Annotated in this window: 20 protein-coding genes, 3 tRNA genes and 1 other RNA gene; 8 read left to right on the forward strand and 16 right to left on the reverse strand. The window is 71.7% G+C overall.

Annotated features, from left to right (window positions below; genetic code table 11):
- Positions 1-30: 30 nt before the first annotated feature.
- From ettA to mptB, 6 genes are all read right to left on the reverse strand, one after another.
- Positions 31-1,713 (reverse strand): energy-dependent translational throttle protein EttA, encoded by a 1,683-nt coding sequence (ettA, locus tag I6G21_RS09930; RefSeq protein ID WP_058730319.1) that lies wholly within the window; start codon positions 1,711-1,713, stop codon positions 31-33.
- Positions 1,714-1,757: 44 nt separating this feature from the next.
- Positions 1,758-2,198 carry a DUF6993 domain-containing protein gene (locus I6G21_RS09935; RefSeq protein ID WP_129357471.1) on the reverse strand — a complete coding sequence of 147 codons (441 nt, stop codon included), beginning with the start codon at positions 2,196-2,198 and terminating at the stop codon, positions 1,758-1,760.
- Positions 2,199-2,315: 117 nt separating this feature from the next.
- Positions 2,316-2,975, reverse strand: coding sequence for a single-stranded DNA-binding protein (locus tag I6G21_RS09940; RefSeq protein ID WP_058730321.1), 660 nt, complete (start codon positions 2,973-2,975; stop codon positions 2,316-2,318).
- Between the two features lie 263 nt (positions 2,976-3,238).
- Positions 3,239-3,775: a hypothetical protein gene (locus I6G21_RS09945; RefSeq protein ID WP_129357470.1), complete on the reverse strand. Its 537-nt coding sequence runs from the start codon at positions 3,773-3,775 to the stop codon at positions 3,239-3,241.
- Between the two features lie 49 nt (positions 3,776-3,824).
- A tRNA-Arg gene (locus I6G21_RS09950) sits at positions 3,825-3,897 on the reverse strand.
- A 93-nt stretch (positions 3,898-3,990) separates the two neighbouring features.
- Entirely contained in the window at positions 3,991-5,520 is a 1,530-nt protein-coding gene (gene mptB, locus I6G21_RS09955) for a polyprenol phosphomannose-dependent alpha 1,6 mannosyltransferase MptB (protein ID WP_058730323.1), read from the reverse strand.
- A 132-nt stretch (positions 5,521-5,652) separates the two neighbouring features.
- On the opposite strand from mptB, the gene orn reads away from it, so the two are divergent.
- Together orn and I6G21_RS09965 are read left to right on the forward strand one after the other, a co-directional pair.
- A complete protein-coding gene (gene orn / locus I6G21_RS09960; RefSeq protein ID WP_081046205.1) occupies positions 5,653-6,261 on the forward strand; it encodes an oligoribonuclease in 609 nt (202 codons plus the stop codon).
- A gap of 203 nt (positions 6,262-6,464) precedes the next feature.
- A tRNA-His gene (locus I6G21_RS09965) sits at positions 6,465-6,537 on the forward strand.
- 86 nt (positions 6,538-6,623) lie between these two features.
- On the opposite strand, the gene I6G21_RS09970 is transcribed toward I6G21_RS09965, so the two are convergent.
- From I6G21_RS09970 to I6G21_RS09990, 5 genes are all read right to left on the reverse strand, one after another.
- Positions 6,624-7,223 carry an energy-coupling factor transporter transmembrane component T family protein gene (locus I6G21_RS09970; RefSeq protein WP_129357469.1) on the reverse strand — a complete coding sequence of 200 codons (600 nt, stop codon included), beginning with the start codon at positions 7,221-7,223 and terminating at the stop codon, positions 6,624-6,626.
- A complete protein-coding gene (locus I6G21_RS09975; RefSeq protein WP_232238446.1) occupies positions 7,220-7,912 on the reverse strand; it encodes an energy-coupling factor ABC transporter ATP-binding protein in 693 nt (230 codons plus the stop codon). Before I6G21_RS09975 ends, I6G21_RS09970 begins: the two co-directional genes overlap by 4 nt.
- Before the next feature lie 230 nt (positions 7,913-8,142).
- Positions 8,143-9,366 (reverse strand): thiolase family protein, encoded by a 1,224-nt coding sequence (locus tag I6G21_RS09980; protein ID WP_061225927.1) that lies wholly within the window; start codon positions 9,364-9,366, stop codon positions 8,143-8,145.
- Positions 9,359-10,702: an ANL family adenylate-forming protein gene (locus tag I6G21_RS09985; protein ID WP_129357467.1), complete on the reverse strand. Its 1,344-nt coding sequence runs from the start codon at positions 10,700-10,702 to the stop codon at positions 9,359-9,361. The genes I6G21_RS09980 and I6G21_RS09985 overlap by 8 nt, the downstream gene beginning before the upstream one ends.
- A complete protein-coding gene (locus I6G21_RS09990) occupies positions 10,699-11,283 on the reverse strand; it encodes a biotin transporter BioY (RefSeq protein WP_058730328.1) in 585 nt (194 codons plus the stop codon). The genes I6G21_RS09985 and I6G21_RS09990 overlap by 4 nt, the downstream gene beginning before the upstream one ends.
- Before the next feature lie 207 nt (positions 11,284-11,490).
- Here I6G21_RS09990 and def point away from each other — a divergent pair, with 207 nt between their 5' ends.
- Positions 11,491-12,060, forward strand: coding sequence for a peptide deformylase (def, locus tag I6G21_RS09995; RefSeq protein WP_129357466.1), 570 nt, complete (start codon positions 11,491-11,493; stop codon positions 12,058-12,060).
- 18 nt (positions 12,061-12,078) lie between these two features.
- On the opposite strand, the gene I6G21_RS10000 is transcribed toward def, so the two are convergent.
- Positions 12,079-12,846, reverse strand: a complete 768-nt coding sequence (locus I6G21_RS10000; RefSeq protein ID WP_058730330.1) for a YaaA family protein — start codon at positions 12,844-12,846, stop codon at positions 12,079-12,081.
- Positions 12,847-12,873: 27 nt separating this feature from the next.
- Here I6G21_RS10000 and rnpB point away from each other — a divergent pair.
- Together rnpB and I6G21_RS10010 are read left to right on the forward strand one after the other, a co-directional pair.
- Positions 12,874-13,264: RNase P RNA component class A (gene rnpB, locus I6G21_RS10005), an RNA gene on the forward strand.
- A gap of 65 nt (positions 13,265-13,329) precedes the next feature.
- Positions 13,330-13,557: a hypothetical protein gene (locus tag I6G21_RS10010; protein ID WP_058730331.1), complete on the forward strand. Its 228-nt coding sequence runs from the start codon at positions 13,330-13,332 to the stop codon at positions 13,555-13,557.
- 34 nt (positions 13,558-13,591) lie between these two features.
- Here the strand turns inward: I6G21_RS10010 and I6G21_RS10015 are convergent, their stop codons facing one another.
- The gene (locus I6G21_RS10015) at positions 13,592-14,494 is read right to left on the reverse strand and encodes a Nif3-like dinuclear metal center hexameric protein (protein WP_058730332.1); all 903 of its coding nucleotides are present in this window, start codon (positions 14,492-14,494) and stop codon (positions 13,592-13,594) included.
- Positions 14,495-14,607: 113 nt separating this feature from the next.
- On the opposite strand from I6G21_RS10015, the gene msrA reads away from it, so the two are divergent.
- The 3 genes from msrA to epsC all read left to right on the forward strand — a co-directional run bounded on the left by msrA (position 14,608) and on the right by epsC (position 16,770).
- Positions 14,608-15,132, forward strand: a complete 525-nt coding sequence (gene msrA / locus I6G21_RS10020; RefSeq protein WP_058730333.1) for a peptide-methionine (S)-S-oxide reductase MsrA — start codon at positions 14,608-14,610, stop codon at positions 15,130-15,132.
- A 115-nt stretch (positions 15,133-15,247) separates the two neighbouring features.
- A complete protein-coding gene (gene cysK, locus I6G21_RS10025) occupies positions 15,248-16,183 on the forward strand; it encodes a cysteine synthase A (RefSeq protein WP_058730334.1) in 936 nt (311 codons plus the stop codon).
- Positions 16,184-16,185: 2 nt separating this feature from the next.
- Positions 16,186-16,770, forward strand: coding sequence for a serine O-acetyltransferase EpsC (gene epsC, locus I6G21_RS10030; protein ID WP_058730335.1), 585 nt, complete (start codon positions 16,186-16,188; stop codon positions 16,768-16,770).
- Positions 16,771-16,883: 113 nt separating this feature from the next.
- On the opposite strand, the gene gndA is transcribed toward epsC, so the two are convergent.
- The 3 genes from gndA to I6G21_RS10045 all read right to left on the reverse strand — a co-directional run bounded on the left by gndA (position 16,884) and on the right by I6G21_RS10045 (position 19,073).
- Positions 16,884-18,410, reverse strand: a complete 1,527-nt coding sequence (gndA, locus tag I6G21_RS10035) for an NADP-dependent phosphogluconate dehydrogenase (RefSeq protein WP_058731594.1) — start codon at positions 18,408-18,410, stop codon at positions 16,884-16,886.
- Between the two features lie 71 nt (positions 18,411-18,481).
- Positions 18,482-18,554: transfer RNA gene (locus I6G21_RS10040), tRNA-Val, on the reverse strand.
- Positions 18,555-18,659: 105 nt separating this feature from the next.
- Positions 18,660-19,073, reverse strand: a complete 414-nt coding sequence (locus I6G21_RS10045) for a DUF3052 domain-containing protein (protein ID WP_058731595.1) — start codon at positions 19,071-19,073, stop codon at positions 18,660-18,662.
- Between the last annotated feature and the right edge of the window lie 13 nt (positions 19,074-19,086).

Consider the following 19,086-nt stretch of genomic DNA (forward strand, 5'->3'; position numbering starts at 1 on the left):
GACGGGCGCCATCGGCGTGGTCAGGTGCCGCTAGTCGCGGGTCAGGCGGCGGTGGGTGACCCGGTGCGGGCGGGCGGCGTCGGCGCCGAGGCGCTCGACCTTGTTCTCCTCGTAGGACTCGAAGTTGCCCTCGAACCAGTACCACCGGTCCGGGTGCTCCTCGGTGCCCTCCCAGGCGAGGATGTGGGTGGCGACCCGGTCCAGGAACCAGCGGTCGTGGGAGACGACCACGGCGCAGCCCGGGAACTTCAGCAGCGCATCCTCCAGGGAGGAGAGGGTCTCCACGTCCAGGTCGTTGGTGGGCTCATCCAGCAGCAGCAGGTTCCCCCCCTGCTTCAGGGTCAGGGCCAGGTTCAGGCGGTTGCGCTCACCGCCGGAGAGCACCCCGGCCTTCTTCTGCTGGTCCGGGCCCTTGAAGCCGAATGCGGAGACGTAGGCGCGCGAGGGCATCTCCACCTGGCCGACCTTGATGAAGTCCAGCCCGTCGGAGACCACCTCCCACAGGGTCTTCTCCGGGTCGATGTTCTCCCGGTTCTGATCCACGTAGGAGATCTTCACGGACTCCCCGACCTTCAGCTCGCCGCCGTCCAGCGGCTCCAGGCCCACGATGGTCTTGAACAGTGTGGACTTGCCGACGCCGTTGGGGCCGATGACCCCGACGATGCCGTTGCGCGGCAGGGAGAAGGACAGGCCGCTGATCAGGCTGCGCTCGCCGAAGCCCTTCTGCAGGTTCTCCGCTTCGATGACCTGCGAGCCCAGGCGCGGTCCCGGCGGGATCTGGATCTCCTCGAAGTCCAGCTTGCGGGTCTTCTCCGCCTCGGCGGCCATCTCCTCGTAGCGGTTCAGGCGGGCCTTGGACTTGGTCTGGCGCCCCTTGGAGTTGGAGCGGACCCAGTCCAGCTCGTCCTTCAGGCGCTTGGCCATCTTGGCGTCCTTCTTGCCCTGCACCTCCAGGCGCTTCTGCTTGGTGTCCAGGTAGGTGGAGTAGTTGCCCTCGTAGCCGTGCAGGCGGCCGCGCTCCACCTCGCAGATCCACTCGGCCACGTGGTCCAGGAAGTAGCGGTCGTGGGTCACGGCCAGCACCGCACCGGGGTAGGACTGCAGGTGCTGCTCAAGCCACAGCACGGATTCGGCGTCCAGGTGGTTGGTGGGCTCATCCAGCAGCAGCAGGTCCGGCTTCTGCAGCAGCAGCTTGCACAGGGCGACCCGGCGTCGCTCGCCCCCGGAGAGGACCTTCACGTCCGCGTCCCCGGGCGGGCAGCGCAGGGCGTCCATCGCCTGCTCCAGCTGGCTGTCCAGGTCCCAGGCGTTCGCGGCGTCGATCTCCTCCTGGAGCTTGCCCATCTCCTCCATCAGGGCGTCGAAGTCTGCGTCCGGGTTCGCCATCTCCTCGGAGATCTCGTTGTACCGGTCCAGCTTGGCCTTGATCTCGCCCACGCCCTCCTGGACGTTGCCCAGGACGGTTTTCTCCTCGTTCAGCGGGGGCTCCTGTAGGAGGATGCCGACGCTGTAGCCGGGGCTCAGCCGGGCCTCGCCGTTGGAGGGGGTGTCCAGCCCGGCCATGATCTTCAGGATCGTGGACTTGCCGGCGCCGTTGGGGCCGACGACGCCGATCTTCGCCCCCGGGTAGAAGGACATCGTGACATCGTCCAGGATGACCTTGTCGCCCACCTTCTTGCGGGCCTTGGACATCGTGTAGATAAATTCAGCCATGCCGTCCAGGCTACTATGCGCGGCAGCGGCCCGGATCGGGTGCCCTAGCCGGCGCGGTGACCGGCGAAGCACCGGCCGTCGGACAGCGGGGGCCCGGTGCTCACGCTCACGGCACCGACCGGTCGCACGTCGGCGAGCAGACACTGACCCCGGGTCTTCACGGCCGCGTCCACGCTGTCCACGTCCAGCCCGGTGGGGGTGGTGTCCTGTCCGACCTCGACGTCCTGACCGGACCAGCCGGCCTGCGCGATGCCGGAGCGCACCCGATCGGCCGTGACTTCCTGGCCCTTCAGCGACCCGGTGAGCACCTCCTGCAGGTGCCGGGCATCCTGCTGGAGCGGGTCCTCCGAGGACGCCGCGGGGGCGGGGGTCTGCGCAGTCTGCGAGGACCCGGTGTCGGCGTCGGAGCATCCGGTCAGCGCCGTCGTCAGGGCCGTCACGGTGAGGACGGTCAGCACGGCGGCGCTGCGGCGGGTGACGGGCATCGGGGCTCCTGGGCGGGCGGCGTCGGGGACACGGACATTGTGCCACGCCCCGAGGCCTCCCGCCCCGCCCGGTCCTCTCGGACCGCATGGGCCGCATGATCCGCTCGGGTCGGAGCCTCAGCTCATGGCCGCCAGGGCCCCGTCCTCCTCGTCGGCCTCGGACATCCCGGTCGGCTCGGGGCCCGCCGCGCTGTCCGCGCCGGGGTCCTCGTCGGCGTCTCCGGTGGCGGTGCGGCCGGTCTCGGGGGTCGGGTCCGCGGGATCCGCCGGGTCCTCGAGGATCTGCCCGGTCCGGGCATCCACCCACTCCCCGGTCCCCGTCTCCACCTCGGAGGGCAGAGACCCGGCGGAGGCGGGACCGGTGTCCCAGCCGCTGCCGGACTCCCGGGGATCCTGGCGGCGCTCCCCGGGCTGGGGGCCGCTGCTGCGGGCGAAGCTGGCGGTGCCGAAGGCGAGGTCGTGGCCCACGCTGAGGGCCTCGATCTCCACCGTGGAGCGCTTGATGCCGCCGGATTCCCAGGTCTTCACGCGCAGCTTGCCCTGCACGATCACCGGCTGGCCCACCTGCACGGAGGCGGTCACGGTGCCGGCCAGGGCGCGGAAGGCGGTGACGGTGTACCAGTTGGTGTGGCCGTCCTTCCACTCCTTGGCTTGGGCGTCGTACCACCGCGGGGTGGAGGCCAGGCGGAAGGAGGCGACGGCGGTGCCGTTGCCGGGCATGGTCCGGGGGTCGGGCTTGGTGGCGACGAAGCCGCGGACGGTGATCAGGTCGGTCATGGCCGTGTCCTTTCGGGAGGGGCTGGTGCCGGCTCCCGCGGTGCTCGCGGGCGGTCCGGTACCGCTCATCCTGGACCCCTCGGGGTGCGTCCCATCCCCCGCTCCCCCGGATTCGCGGGGCTGCTGTGGATGCCGCCGGGAATCCCGCGGGAGATCCACCGATTCCGGAGCCGAAGGGATCCGGCCGGACGCGCCAGGCGCCGGCGATGACCGAGGGGGATGACCGGCCTCAAGGACGCCGCGCCGCGAAGAAACCGGATGATCTATCGCGTGCTCAGCTCCCGCGCCCAGTCGATGGCCTCCTGCACCAGCTCGTCTGTGAGCCCGGTGACCCGCCGCGGGTCGCGGTGATCCACCCAGGGTGCAGGCACCTCGATGACCCGGTGCGGCTGCGGGACCCGGGTGAGGTGCTCGCGGTCGGCCGGGGAGACGTCGTCGTCGAGCCAGACGAAGGGCCGTCCCGCGGCGACCTCCAGGATCCCGGGGACCTTGGCGGCGTCCACCCGGTCGATGTGGGCGACCGGCCAGGTGGTGGGCAGCCCGAGCTGCGGGGCGATCAGCCGGGGCGCGTCCTCTTCCCAGGTGGTGCCCCAGGCCATCTCGAAGTGGCGCGTCAAGCGCAGCACCCGGTCGCGATCGGCCGGGTCCAGGATCACGGTGAATTCCACGGGCAGGGACTGCGGCACGACGGTGATGCGGCGCAGCCCGCGGCGTTCGGCGAGGTCCGCGGAGACGAAGTGGTTCAGGACCCCGTCCACGTCGAGGAAGGCGAGGGGCCGGGCTGCCGCGGAAGCGCTCATGGCTGGAACCTCCTGCCCCGTCATGCGAACGGCCCGACCGCTGATCCGGTGCCCCAGGAGGGAGTCGAACCCCCGACCAAGAGATTAGAAGGCTCCTGCTCTATCCACTGAGCTACTGAGGCGCGTCCGCCGCGACGGCGGACTCCCCCACCATACCGCGGGTCCCGCCGCCCCGCATGCCGCCCGACCTCGGCCCTGTCCGGTGCCGGCCGGTGTCAGACGACGGCCGCGCCGCGGTGTCGGCGTCGGAAGACTCGCCGGGTGGAGGGGTCCAGGAACATCAGGTACACCGCGTAGACCAGGGCGACGACGATCGCCACGAGCCGCCCCATGTTCAGGTCCAGATCCAGGTAGGGGAACACGTCCAGCTGATCGGAGACGGCCCAGAGCATGAAGAACAGGGTGGTCAGGAAGTAGAAGTCCACGTGCCAGTCCGCCCGGATCCCGGTGGCCGCGAAGAAGGGGATCAGCCAGACCACGTACCAGGCCTGGATCATCGGGTTGAACATCACCACGAAGGCCAGGGCCAGGGTGAGGCGGCGGATGATCGTCTGATCCCGCCCGATCAGCGCCATGATGCCCGCCCCGAGCATGCCGAGCAGCTGCCCGATCTTCTGGATCGCGGACTGCACGTCCCCGCCGGGCCCACCCCACGAGTCCACGAGCACCTTGCCGAGGAAGCTCAGCGCCCCGATGGGCGCGTACCAGATCCACACCCCGCCGGTGGTCTTCAGGCCGTTGATCCAGTCGAAGCCGAACCCGTTCATCCGGCCCATGATCCACAGCTGCGCCAGGCACACCGCGAGGGTGAGAACCCAGAACAGGATCCGCCGCGGCCAGGAGGCGCCGCGCCCGGCCCACAGCAGGCCGATGAACGGCAGGGTGATGATCGCGATCGGCTTCACGGCGATGGCCAGGGTCACCAGGGTGATCCCCCCGATCCCGCCCGCCGTGGTGCGCCATCGGGCGCTGACCCACACCCCGGCCATCATCAGCCCGATCATCAGGGCGTCGTTGTGCGCGGAGATCACGAAGTGCACCAGGAACATGGGATTGGCCAGGCACAGCCAGCAGGCGCGCACCGGGTTGATCCCGTGCATCCGGGCCAGCTTGGGCAGGAAGATCGCGATCAGGGCGACCCCGATCAGGGCCACCAGCCTGAAGAGGTAGAAGGCGACGTCGGGCGAGGTTCCGGCCACCCGCACGACGAGGCCCTCGATCCACAGGAAGACCGCGCCGTAGGGCGGCGGGGACTGGCTCCACAGCGGGTCCGCCCCGGACTGGAAGAAGTTGTTGACCGAGGAGACCCCGGATTCGTACGGGTTCAGCCCGGACTCGTAGACCCGGCCCTGGGCGTAGTAGGAGTACACGTCCCGGCTGAACAGCGGGAAGGAGAACAGCATCGGGGTGACCCAGCACAGGATCGCCAGGGTCACCCACTTCTTCGCCGGGCGTCCCCAGTGGTCGATCTTCTGGCTCAGCCGCAGCCACTCGCGGGTCAGGGCCATCGCCCCGAGGGCGGTCATCACGATGCAGGCGACCACCGCGCCGTCGGTGTAGCGCAGCGCGATGATCACGGGGTCCTGGCGCAGCCGGGAGATGGGGGCCAGCCAGCCGATGCCGAAGGAGCCGACCATCATCAGCAGGGAGCCGATCGTGCCGATGACGATGGTGCGCATCGGGCTGCGCTGCACGAAGCGCGGCTCGGTTCTGGTCCGGGCTGCGGACGCGACGCTCTGGCTCACGTGCTCCCCTGGGTCGGTCTTGCTGGTGCGGTCGGTGCTGGTGCGGGAAAGATGCTCCCGCCCACTGTACCGATCCCCCGGCCTGCTCCGGTGTGTGGCGCCGTCGGGGTGGCGGGGCGATAGATTGGAGGGGTGTCTAAGAATCATGAGCGCATTGTGTGGATCGACTGCGAGATGACCGGCCTGGACCTGGAGAGGGACGCGCTGATCGAGGTCGCGGTGCTGATCACCGACGCGGAGCTGAACATCCTGGATGAGGGTCTGGACGTGCTGATCGCCCCTCCGGAGGGCGCCCTGGAGCAGATGGGCGACTTCGTGCGGCAGATGCACACCACCTCGGGACTGCTGGAGGAGCTGCCCGACGGGCTGAGCATGGCCGAGGCCACCCGGCAGGTGATGGAGCACGTCCGCCGCTATGTCCCGGAGCCCGGCAAGGCGCAACTGGGCGGGAACTCGGTGGGCACGGACAAGACCTTCCTGGCCCGGGACATGCCGGAGCTGATCGAGCACCTGCACTACCGGATCATCGACGTCTCCACGATCAAGGAGCTGGCCCGCCGGTGGTACCCGCGGGCCTACTACCAGGCGCCGGCCAAGACCGGGAACCACCGGGCCCTGGGCGACATCCGGGATTCGATCCAGGAGCTGCGCTACTACCGCGAGGCCGTGTTCGTCCCCCAGCCGGGCCCGGACTCCGAGACCGCGAAGGCGATCTCCACCCGGGTGAGCGAGGCCGACTGAACCCCGGCGTCTGCTGAGCACGACGCCGTCCGGGTACGGTGCCGTTCGAGCGCGCCTCCGACTGAGCCGCGTGCCGCTGTGCGCGGTCTCACGCCCGCCGCGGGCCGTGCTGATTCGCCGACGACGGGCGGGCTCGTGTAGTCTCTTGGATGTTGCCCAGCGGGCCGGAGCGATCCGGAACCCTCCGGGCAGCGATCTTGATGGTGGTCGTAGCTCAGTTGGCAGAGCGCCTGGTTGTGGTCCAGGAGGTCGCGGGTTCAACCCCCGTCGATCACCCCGAAGACAAGGCCCGGATCCTCACGGATCCGGGCCTTCGTCGTCCCCTGCCGCAGGTCTGCTCTCCGTGCCTGCTCGGCACCGACTCAGTCGGCGGCGCCGCGGGCCTGCAGAGCGTCCCCGACGTCGTCGGCGTGGCGCAGGGTCAGCACCAGCACCGGCATGACCCACGCCCACGGGGCCAGCCGAACACCCCGGCTGCGCTGGGCCTGGCGCACCTGAGTGACGATCCCGGCGACCTGCCCGATGGAGGTGATCGCCAGCGCCATCGCCAGGCCGACCGCCGTCGGGCTCACGCCCACCCGGCGCAGCGGACGCAGGCAGGTCTGGGCCACCTCCACCATCTCCTGCACCCGGGTGGTGCGGGTGAGCACCTGCGCCAGCAGCACCACCGCCAGCACCCGGGCCGTATTGCACACCGCGGCCAGGGGCGGGGAGAAGATCAGCTGGGTCCCCACCAGGAAGATCACCAGCACCAGCATCGCCCGCAGGTCCCGCGCCATGATCCGCGCGCTCAGACCCGCCGCAGCGTAGGCGAGGGCGGGCAGCAGGAAGGCCGCGGCGGCCAGACCCCACGAGTTCGGCAGCAGGGAGAGCACGATGGCGCCGAGGGCGAGGACCAGCAGCTTCAGCCAGGCCGGGGCGCAGTGGATCGGACTGGTACCGGGCAGGTAGAGGCTGATCATCGGCCCGGTTCCTCGAGGCTTCGGTGGTAGCGGGCGATGACCTCGTCCGGCGGCCCCTGGGCCTGGAGCTTCCCGTCGCGGATCAGCACGGCCTCATCGCAGCGAGCGGCCAGGTCCATGTCGTGGGTGACCAGCAGGACCTGGCGGGCGGCCGGGGCCAGCAGCCGGTCGGCGATGATCCGGCGGTGCCGGGCGTCCAGCATGCTCGTGGGCTCGTCCGCGATCACCAGGTCCGGGCCGCCCACCAGCACCGAGCACAGGGCCAGCCGCTGCATCTGCCCGCTGGAGAGGGACTGGCAGGCCCGATCGGCCAGATCACTCAGCCCGTGCTCGGCCAGCGCCGCATCCACGGTCCGCCGGATCTGCTCGGTGGTGAGATCCCGACCGCGCAGGGTCAGGGCCACGTCCTCGCGCACCACGGGCATGATGGCCTGGGCGCCGGGGTTGGCGAAGACGAAGCCGACGCACCGACGCAGCCGGCGGCGGTCGGCGACGGCGTCGACGCCGTGCACGGTGACGCTGCCCGCGGCCGGATCCATCAGCCCCGCGATGACGCGCACCAGGGTGGACTTGCCCGAGCCGTTCTCCCCGATGACCGCGGTGCGCGCGGCCCCGAGCGTGCAGGTGAGCCCCTGCAGCAGCACCGACTCCCCCTCGGGTCCGTCAGCTGTGACGGTGAGGTCTCGCACCCGGACGACCGGGGGCTGGTCCTCCTCGGGGCGCGCCTGGCCGGATCTCGGCGCGGTGGCCTCCGGTGCCTCCGGGTTCGGTCCGAGCGGTGCGCCGGTTTCCGGGGCGGGGGCAGTCCCACGGGTTGGGTGCCGATCGGCCCGGCGGCGGCGCAGGAACCTGCTCATCAGGGCTCTCCTCTTCGGGTCATGGGGGGGTCTTCTGCCGGGTAGTGCGGGACCGGTGCCGCTCAGTCGCCGCGCTGCAGCAGGACCGCGGCGGCCATCCCGCCGCCGATGGCGCAGGCCGCCGCTCCGAGCGTACCGGGAGGGCAGGCCAGCAGCCGGTGATGCAGCCGCACGAGCACAGCCGCCCCGGAGGCTCCCCACGGGTGCCCGAGGGCCAGCGCTCCCCCGGCGGCGTTGACCCGAGGATCGATCCGCTCCCCGTCGGCCAGGTCGAGATCGTCCAGGGTGGCCAGGACCTGGGCGGAGAAGGCCTCGACGATCTCCAGGGCGCCGAGCCGATCCAGCCCGATCCCTGCCCGGCGCAGCAGCCGCCGCAGGGCGCCGGTGGGTGCCGCCCCCGGCAGGGCCGGGTCCCCTCCGGCCAGGATGCCGGCCCGCACCAGGGTGTGCGGGCGCGCGGGCTGCCCGTCGACGCCGCGCGGGGCGGGGCCCAGCAGTAGCGCGGCCGCGCCGTCGGCGATGCGCGCGGTGTTCCCCGGGGTCACCGATCCGAACCCGGGCCGAGGCTCACCCGTGATCCCGGTCTCCGGCAGGGAGTCGGTATGTCGCGGCGAGGCGCCCCCGGAGGGCGTTCCGGGCTCCGCCGCCTCCGGGACGAGCGGGGCGAAGCGGGCCAGCAACCGGGCGGTCACCGCGCGGGGGCCGTCATCGGCGATGCCGCTGCCGTCGAGACGCTCGGCGGCCAGCAGGTCCGCGTGCTCCAGGGCCAGGCGGTGGCTGCGCTCGGCCAGGGCGTCCTGCCGCTGGCGGGTGATGCCCCGGACACGGGCCAGGTCCTCGGCGGCGTGCACCAGGTCAGGGTCCGGGAAGCCGCGCGGAACCATGGGCGCCTGGCGGTAGGCCACGCCGTCGATCCGGCGCTCCGGGGCGGTGGAGGGGCTCTCCACCCCGCCGGCGGCGATCAGTCCGCCGTCCAGACGGATGCGGTCCGCGGCCTGCTGCACCGCGAGCATCCCGGAGCCGCACTGGGCGTCCACGGACCAGCCGGGGCAGTCCAGACCGAATCCCGCGGCCAGGGCGGCCCGCCGCCCGACGTTCCCACCGGGACCGGTGCAGCTGCCGAGGATCACACCGTCCACCGCCCTCTCCGGCGAGGAGATACCGGCCGCCGCGGTGAGGCCGGCGAGCAACGGGCCGGCCAGCTGGTCATCGGTGCGTCCGGCTTGGGCGCGGGAGCGCCCGGTGAAGGCGCTGCGGCCCGCAGCGAGCACGGCGACCTCAGGCATGGCCGGCCTCCTCTGCCCGTGATACTTCAACCTCTGGTTGAAGTGAAAGCGAATCATCTGAACCTTCACCTCCGCTTGAACCCTGCGACGGCGTCCAGGGCGGCAGGTCCGCCACCTCGGCCGGGCGCAGCCGCCGGGGTTTGCCACTGGGTGTGCGCGGCAGGGCTGCCGTGAACAGCCACCGGCGGGGGCGCTGGGCGGGATCCAGCCTGCGAGCGCACCACGCGCGCAGCTTCCGCCGGAGTCGCCGTTCGCTCAGCTCCGAAGCTGCCGAGCTCGGCTGGATGCAGGCGGCCACCAGCTGACCCAGCCGCGGGTGCGGCGCTCCGTAGACGAGAGCCCGGTCCACCAGGGGCGAGGCGAGCAGGACGGCCTCCACGGCCTCCGGGGTGACGGTGGCCCCGGCGGTGAGGATGGCCTGATCCTCCCGGCCGCACAGAGCCAGCACGCCGTCCTCGGACAGCCTCGCCCGGTCCCCGACGCTCAGCCAGACACCGTCCTCGGATTCCTCCCGGCGCAGGGTCGAGACGCCGCCGATCAGCTGGCGGGCCGCCTGCTCCGTGCGCACCCACAGCACCCCGCGGCGCACGCGCAGCCGGACGTCGGGGAAGGCCCGCAGACCCGAGCCGTCGTCCACGGCCACCAGGGAGAGCTCGGCCGCACCGTAGTAGCCGAGCACGGCGATGCCCCGCCGCTCGGCTTCCGCCCGCAGCGCGGGGTCCACCCGATCCCCGCCGATCACCGCGACCCGCAGCCGGTGGGAGAACGCACCCTGGGCGTCGAGCAGATCCAGGACCTCGCGCAGGTGCCACGGGGTGCCGTGCAGCAGATCCGCACCCGCGAGATCCTCGGCGGTGATGCGGACTCCGCGCGGCACGCGCAGGCGCATCCCGGAGTGGGCCGCGTGCACCGCGGCGAAGGGACCCATGGAGGAGACGGGATGCACGGGCAGCAGCAGGGTGCGACCGGCGGTCGTGGACCATCCGGCCACCCGGGCGATCAGCCGATCCAGCCCCGGGTAGGCGATCTCCCAGGAGGCCGGGGTGCGCAGCAGGATCTTCGGCGTCCCGGTGGAGCCGGAGGTGCACGCGGCCCAGCCGATGCCCTCCTTCGGGGATGCGGCGGCCGCGCGCTCCAGGATCTGCGCCCGCCGCTGTGGTGACCACCGCTCGTCGCCGATCAGCGGGATGCCGCCGTCGGCCCGCAGGCGCAGGGCCCGCTCGAGCACCTCGGCGTGATCCGCGCCGGTGATCAGGGTGATGCCGGAGGCGGTGGATTCCAGGTGCAGGCTCCCCCGCTCTCCCTCCCGCTGCGGCGCAGGATGGGTGGGCGTCATCGCAGGAACGCGCGCGGGTAGGCCTTCCACAGGCCCGTGGTGATCAGGGTGGTCAGCACCGCCTTGATGATGTCCCCGGGGAGGAAGGCGAAGGAGGCGTAGAGGGATTCGCGCAGGCCGATGCCCAGCCGCCAGGCCTGCACGGGCACCCCGAAGAGGTAGATCACCGCGATGCCGCCGATGAGGCTGGCCAGCAGCACCCGGATCCAGCTGGGCCTGCCGGCGCGGGGCAGGGCGATCAGCCCGACGACGAAGGCCCCCGCGATGTAGCCGATGAGGTACCCGCCGGAGACCCCGGCGAAGACGCCGATACCCCCGCGCCCGCCGGACAGCAGCGGCAGCCCGACGATCACGAGCAGCTCGAACAGCGTCACCGAAGCCGCGCCCCACACCGGTCCGAGCACCGCCCCGGCGAGCATCACGCCGAGGGTCTGGGCGGTGATGGGCACGGGGATGCCGGGCACCGGGATCGGGGCCATCAGACCGAGCACGGCGATGAGGGCGGCGAAGACGGCCACGCGGGCGATGATGTGCGCCGGAGAGAGGGTGCTGCGGCGCCGGGGCGCTGCGGGCTGGCTCATGGGGAGTCCTCCTGGAGTCCTGGCCGGGGGAAGCAACGATTGAACACCGTTCAACATAGCCCCTCCCCTGGTTGGAAGCACCTCCGGAAGGATCGGTGTGACGCAGCCGATACCCCGGGGCGGCCCGGCGGGTGGCAGCCCGCGCTGGGTTAGCCTGGTGGGATCGCACGCCCGTGCATCCGCCGTCGTCCCCTCAGGAGCGCCATCGTGACCATCCTGCCCATCGTCATCACCGGGGAGCCGGTGCTGCACCGACCCACCCGGCCCGTCGCCGACTTCGGCCCGGACTTCCAGCGGCTGATCGAGGACATGTACGAGACGATGGACGCCGCCCACGGCGTCGGGCTGGCCGCGACCCAGGTGGGGTCGGGTCTGCGCGTGTTCGTCTACGAGTACGCCAACGACGACGCCGCGGACCGCGGCGTGATCGTGAACCCGCGGCTGAGCCTGGGGAAGATCTCCCAGGAGGACCCGGACCCCGAGGAGGAGTCCGAGGGGTGCCTGTCCGTGCCGGGACTGTCCTTCCCGCTGAAGCGGGCCGAGTGGGTGCGCGTGTCGGGTCAGGACGCCCAGGGCGCCCCGCTGGAGTTCGAGGCCCACGGCTGGTTCGCCCGGGTCATGCAGCACGAGACCCAGCACCTGGACGGGCAGCTGTACGTGGACCACCTGAACCGCCGCTGGTCCGCGAAGGCGCGCAAGGCCATCAAGCGCGAGGGCTGGGGCGTGCCCGGCAACACCTGGATGCCCGGCGTCGACGAGGATCCGTTCGGGCACTGACCATCCCCGGCGGACCCGCTAGCCGGCGGCGGGCACGATGACGCTCAGCTGCGCGGTGCCCCGGGTGTCCCGGGACAGCTCCACCCGGTGCTCCCGAGCGAGCAGGTCCGCCAGGGCCTCGGCGTCGGTGGGGTCCTGCCCGGAGAGCAGCAGGCTGCGGGTGATCAGGCCCCGGTAGTGCTTGGCCATGTGGGAGACGACCTTCCGGGTGCCGTCGGGACTCTCACGCTCAGCACGGATCAGCACGGTCTGCTCCGCCGGGGCGGGCCAGGCCGCCTGGTAGCCGCCGGAGCGGCAGTCGATGATCAGCTCATCCGCAGCCCGCGCCTCCAGGACCGGGCTCAGTTCCCCCTTCCACCAGGCGGCCAGGCTCCCCTTCGGGGCGATCTTCGCGCCCATGGACAGCCGGTAGGCGGGGATCCGGTCGGTCGCGGCGATCGCGCCCCACAGGGCCGAGGCGATGACGACGTCGCGCCCCGCCCGCTCCCGGGCGGCCGGGGTCAGGCTCGCGGCGTCCAGGGCGTCGTAGAGCACCCCGGTGTAGACCTGCAGGGCGGGCCCGGCCGGCAGCTCGCGCAGGTGCCGGTTGCGTTCGACCTCGGCGGCCAGGGAGGGCCCGACCTTCAGCAGCTGCCCGGCATCCTCCCGGGCGCTGACCTCCTCGAGTCGGGTCAGGAGGGTCTCGCGGGCCTCGGTGAGCTCGGGGAAGCTCAGGGCCCCGAGGTCCACGGGATCGCCGTCGGCGGGCTGGGTCTTGGTCTCGGAGGGCGGCAGCAGGATGAGCATGGGCCCCAGTGTAGAGTGGCCCCCGGACGGGTCGGCCAGACGATCGCGCGGCCCACGCTTCGTGGGTCTCGAGGAAAGTCCGGGCTCCGCAGGGCAGGATGGTGGATAACGTCCACTCGGGGCAACCCGCAGGCCAGTGCCACAGAGAACAGACCACCCGCCGTGCCACGTGCAGCGGTCACGGCGGGCCAGGGTGAAAAGGCGGTGTAAGAGACCACCGGGCGCCTGGTGACAGGTGCCGCAGGGTAAACCCCATCCGGAGCAAGGCCAGACAGGATGCGTTCGAGGGCTGCCCGCCCGAGCATCCGGGTAGGCCGCTCGAGCCGCGGAGCGATCCGCGGCCTAGATGGATGATCGTCGCCGTGCGGCGGGTGACCGCCGCGCGGAACAGAACCCGGCTCATCGGCCGACCCGTCCACCGCTCCCTTCTCCTGCCGTGTACGCTCACAGGTGAGACACGACACAGCCAGACGAGGAGACCCCATGCACCACCACCGCGACGCCGAGCACCGATTCCCGGAGGACGACGCCGAGCAGCCGATCACCAGCCCCGGACCGGACACGGACCCGGAGGGCACCGAGCACGAGGTGAGCCCGGGGCCCGACAGCGACCCCGAGGGCACCGAGCACGAGCCCGGCATGGGCGCGGACAGCAACCGGGAGGCCACCGACTCCGAGCCCAGCCCCGGGCCGGATCTCGGCCAGCGCTGACCGATCCCCCGCCCCAGACCGCCCCGGAGCAGCCTCAGTACCGGGCAGCCTCGGCGTTCGTGGAGGCCGAGCCCGGGTGCCGCTCGGGGCGCACCGCGAAATCCCACGGATCGGTGTTCAGCTCGCTGAGCAGCATCTGCACCGCGAAGCCCTCCCGCGCCAGCTCCGCCTCCAGGGCCCGGGCGCCCTCGGTGAGCCACAGCTGCTCGGAGGCGAAGTGCGAGCAGTCGATCAGGTAGGGCCGGCCCCCGCTCAGCAGGGCCCGCTCGCGCGCCTCCGAGGCCGGGTGGTGGCGCAGGTCTGCGGTCACGTACACGTCCGCGTCCACGGCGCGCACGGCGTCGAACAGGGAATCCCCGGCCCCTCCGCACACGGCGACCCGCCGCACCAGCCCCTCCCGGGGCCCGGCCACCCGCACCCCGCCGGCCGTCGGGCGCATCGCCGAGGCCAGCCGCTGGGCCAGCGCCTCCAGGGTCACCGGCTCCGCCAGCTCCCCCACGCGCCCGATGCCGGTGCTGCCCCGCTCGGCGTCGGTCGGGTCCAGGGGCCGGGCGGCCTTCACCCCGCAGGCGCGGGTCAGCGCATCCGAGACCCCGCCGTCGTAGGAGTCCGCGTTGGTGTGCGAAGCCAGCAGCCCGATGCCGTGCTCCACCAGCTCGTGCACCACCGCGCCCTTGTCCGTGTCCGCGGGCAGGAAGTGCGCCCCGCGCAGCAGCAGCGGGTGGTGGGTCAGCAGCAGCTGCGCGTCCCGGCGCACGGCCTCGGCGGCCACGGCCTGGACCGGGTCCACCGCCCAGAGGATGCGCCGCACCGGCGCGTCCGGGCGCCCGCACACCAGGCCGCTGGCGTCCCAGGACTCGGCCAGCTCCCGTGGCCACAGCCGGTGGGCGGCGGCGACGACGTCGGACAGGTGCGCGGTGGTGCCGGTGGTGCTCATGCCCGCCAGTCTAGGAGACCCGGTCGAGGAACCCGCGGCCCGGGCGGCGCCGCCTTCCCCCGCCAGCGAACCCCGCTGTCCTCCGACTGCCGGCCGGGTCCAGGATGGAGGACATGCGCGAACTGACTCTCGCGGCGGGGTGCTTCTGGTGCCTGGACGCCGTCTACCAGCGGACCCGCGGCGTGGAATCCTCCATCGCCGGATACACCGGGGGCGCCACCGAGCACCCCACCTACCGCGAGGTGTGCACCGGGCGGACCGGGCACGCCGAGGCCATCCGGGTGCGCTTCGACGAGGACGAGGTGCCCGCCGACGTCATCATGGACATGTTCTTCACGACCCACGACCCCACCAGCCTGAACCGGCAGGGCTACGACGTCGGCACCCAGTACCGCTCCGCGGTGTTCTACCGGGACGAGGAGGAGAAGCGGTTCTTCCAGGAGCAGATCGCCCGCGCCCAGCGGCTCTACGACCGCCCGATCGTCACCACCGTCGAACCACTGGGGACCTTCTGGGAGGCCGAGGCCGTGCACCAGGACTTCCAGCGCACCAACCCCGCCAACGGCTACTGCCAGGCGATCATCGACCCCAAGCTGGCGAAGGCCCGGGAATATTACCGCCCGTGGCTCGTTTCTTAAGCCAGGAAACGCCGCGTGGCTACGGTGGTCACGCATCCCACCCGGCCCGCTGCCCGAATCGTCCCCGCCGGGGACGACCAGCGGCCCCGGGCGCCACGACCCCAGGAAGGCTGACATGGCTAAGATCCTCGACAACGTCACCGAAGCGATCGGCGACACCCCGCTCGTGCGGCTGAACCAGCTGGACAAGGACCTGCCCGGCAACGTCGCCGTCAAGCTCGAGTTCTACAACCCCGCCAACTCCGTGAAGGACCGCATCGGCAAGGCGATCATCGACGCCGCGGAGGCCTCCGGGCAGCTCAAGCCCGGCGGCACCATCGTGGAGGGCACCTCCGGGAACACCGGCATCGCCCTGGCCATGGTCGGCGCGGCCCGCGGGTACCACGTCATCCTCACCATGCCGGAGACCATGTCCACCGAGCGCCGCGTGATGCTGCGGGCCTACGGCGCGAAGATCGTGCTGACCCCCGGTGCGGAGGGCATGCGCGGGGCCGTGGACAAGGCCGCCGAGATCGTGGAGAACACCGAGAACGCCGTGCTGGCCCGCCAGTTCGAGAACGAGGCCAACCCCAAGATCCACTACGAGACCACCGGCCGGGAGATCTGGGAGGCCACCGACGGCGCCGTGGACGTGTTCGTGGCCGGCGTCGGCACCGGCGGCACCGTCTCCGGCGTCGGCAAGTACCTCAAGGAGCGCAAGCCCGAGGTCAAGGTCATCGCGGTGGAGCCCTCCGACTCCCCGCTGCTCACCGAGGGCAAGGCCGGCCCCCACAAGATCCAGGGCCTGGGCGCCAACTTCGTCCCGGACACCCTGGACCGGGAGATCTACGACGCCGTCGCCGACGTCACCCTCGAGGACTCCGTGCGCGTCGCCCGCGAGCTGGGCGCCAAGGAGGGCATCCTCGGCGGGATCTCCTCCGGGTCCATCGTGTGGGCCGCACTGGAGGAGGCCAAGAAGTCCGAGAACGAGGGCAAGCTGATCGTCGCCGTCGTCACCGACTTCGGCGAGCGCTACGTCTCCACCGTCCTGTACGAAGACATCCGCGCCTGATCGTGGGCTTCCTCTCCCGCCTGCGCGAGGACCTGGACACGGCCCGGTCCCACGATCCGGCCGCGCGCGGCAGCCTCGAGATCATGATCAACTACTCGGGGCTGCACGCGATCTGGATGCACCGAGTCGCCCACCGCCTCTGGCAGCGGGACGCGACCAAGGCCACGGCGCGCACCCTCTCGCAGGTCTCCCGCTTCCTCACCGGGATCGAGATCCACCCGGGGGCGCAGATCGGCCGCCGGTTCTTCATCGACCACGGCATGGGCGTGGTCATCGGGGAGACCACGGAGATCGGCGATGACGTGATGCTCTACCACGGGGTGACCCTGGGTGGGCGCTCACTGGAGAAGGTCAAGCGGCACCCGACCATCGGGGACGGCACGACCGTGGGGGCCGGGGCCAAGGTGCTCGGGCCGATCACGATCGGCGCCGGCTCCGCGGTCGGGGCGAACGCCGTGGTGGTCCACGACGCCCCCGCGGATTCGATCGTCACCGGGATCCCGGCGGAGCACCGTCCGCGCACCCCGGAGAAGAAGCAGCCGCTGGTGGATCCGGCCACCTACATCGATCCCGCCATGTGGATCTGAGGTCCCCGCACGGGTGAGCCCGGCCCGAGGCCGTACGGTGCCCGCCCGCAGAAGACGACGCCCCGCCCTTCGCAGTGCGAAGGGCGGGGCGTCGTCGTGTTCCGCGCAGGGACTTACTTGGAGGGCTCCTTGTTGACCCGCTCCGGGGTCGAGGGGGCGGTCTGCTCCTCGTCGGTGCGGATCTCGGTGCGGTCCCCGGACCACAGGGTGTGGAACGTGCCGGGGCGATCCACGCGCTGGTAGGTGTGCGCGCCGAAGAAGTCCCGCTGCCCCTGGATCAGGGCGGCGGGCAGGCGCTTGCGCCGCAGCGCGTCGTAGTAGGACAGCGAGGAGGCGAACACCGGCACCGGCACGCCCAGCGCGGTGGCCTTGGCCACGACGCGGCGCCAGGAGGGAACCAGCTGCTCCATGACCTTCCGGAAGCCCGGGGCCAGCAGCATGTTCACGGGGGCGTCCTCCCCGCGGTAGGCCTGCATGATCTCCCCGAGCAACTCGGCGCGGATGATGCACCCGGCCCGCCACAGGGAGGCGATGACGTCCAGCTTCAGGTCCCACCCGAACTCCGCGCCGGCCTTGGACAGCTCGTCCAGGCCCTGGGCATAGGAGACCAGCTTGGAGGCGTACAGCGCCCGGCGCACGTCCTCGATGAACTCCGGGTCCCCCTGGGCGACACCCGTGGTGGAGATCAGCCCGGCGGACAGCTGCTCCTGGGCCTGGCGGCGGGCTTCCACATCCGAGGAGGACAGGGCGCGGGCGAACACCGACTCGGCGATACCGGAGACCGGGGCGCCCAGGTCCAGGGCGGACTGCACCGTCCAGCGTCCGGTGCCCTTCTGCCCCGCCTCGTCCTTGATGACGTCGATCAGGGCCTCACCGGTCTCGGCGTCCCGCTGGGAGAGGACCTCCGCGGTGATCTCGATAAGGTAGGAGTTCAGGTCCGTGGTGTTCCACTGCCGGAAGACCTCGGCCTGGGCCGCAGGCTCCAGGCCGACGACGGAGCGCAGCAGGTCGTGGGCCTCCCCGATGACCTGCATGTCGGCGTACTCGATGCCGTTGTGCACCATCTTGACGAAGTGCCCGGCCCCGTCGGTGTCGATCCAGGCGCAGCAGGGGGTGCCGTCGTCGGCCTTGGCGGCGATGGTCTCCAGCAGGGGGCCTACGGACTCGTAGGACTGCCGGGAGCCGCCGGGCATGATGGAGGGCCCGTTCAGGGCGCCCTCCTCACCGCCGGAGACGCCGACGCCGACGAAGTGCAGCCCGTTCGCGGCGCACTCCTGCTCGCGGCGGATGGTGTCCTTGAAGTAGGAGTTGCCGCCGTCGATGATGATGTCGTCCTCATCCAGCAACGGGGTCAGCTGCTCGATGACGGCGTCCACGGGGGCGCCGGCCTTGACCATGACGAGGATGCGGCGGGGCTTCTCGAGGGAGTCCACCAGCTCCTGCAGGGTCTCGGTGCGCACGAAGTCGCCCTCGTCTCCGTGCTCGGCCAGCAGCTCGTCGGTCTTGGCGGTGGTGCGGTTGTGCAGGGCCACGGTGTACCCGTGCCGGGCGAGGTTCCTGGCCAGGTTGGCGCCCATCACGGCGAGTCCGGTGACGCCGATCTGCGCCCGTGCGGTGTTCTGGGAGTTCTCTTCTGCCATGCACCCCAGCCTACGCGGTGTGCGGCGGGTGCGGACAGTCCGGGCGGGCGCGCCCGCGGCGCGATCGTGGGTGGGTCCTACCGGGATCGAACCGATGACCTACTGGGTGTAAACCAGTCGCTCTGCCAGCTGAGCTAAAGACCCTGGCGAACGGGTGGGAGGCTTGCGCAGCCGCCGGCACCCGATCCGAGGGAACACCGTACCGGATGCACAGCCCGCAGGGGGAATCCGCCGCGGCCGCGAGGGCCTTCAGAACCGGGTGCCCACCAGTCGGGTCGCGGCCCACTCGGGGCAGGCGGCCTCGGTGGTGGTCACCCGCAGCCCGGCGGTGGGGGCGGCCTCCTGCAGGTCGGCCGGGGAGACGTAGCCGTCGCGCCCCGCCTTCGGGGTGAGCACCCAGACGACGCCGCCGTCGTCGAGGGTGGTCAGGGAGTCCACCAGCGCATCCACGAGGTCCCCGTCCCCGGCGCGCCACCAGAACAGCACCGCGTCCGCGACCTCCTGGGCGTCCTCGTCCAGCAGCTCCTCGCCCGTGAGGTCCTCGATGTCCTCGCGCAGGGCGAAGTCCACGTCCTCGTCGTAGCCGAACTCCTGGATGAGGTCGCCCTCCTTGAAACCGAGCAGGACTGCCGAGCGGTCCTCGGCGGTCGTGGTCTCGCTCACTGGTTCTTCCTCC

The sequence above is a fragment of the Rothia kristinae genome (assembly GCF_016028855.1).
Taxonomy (GTDB): domain Bacteria; phylum Actinomycetota; class Actinomycetes; order Actinomycetales; family Micrococcaceae; genus Rothia; species Rothia kristinae.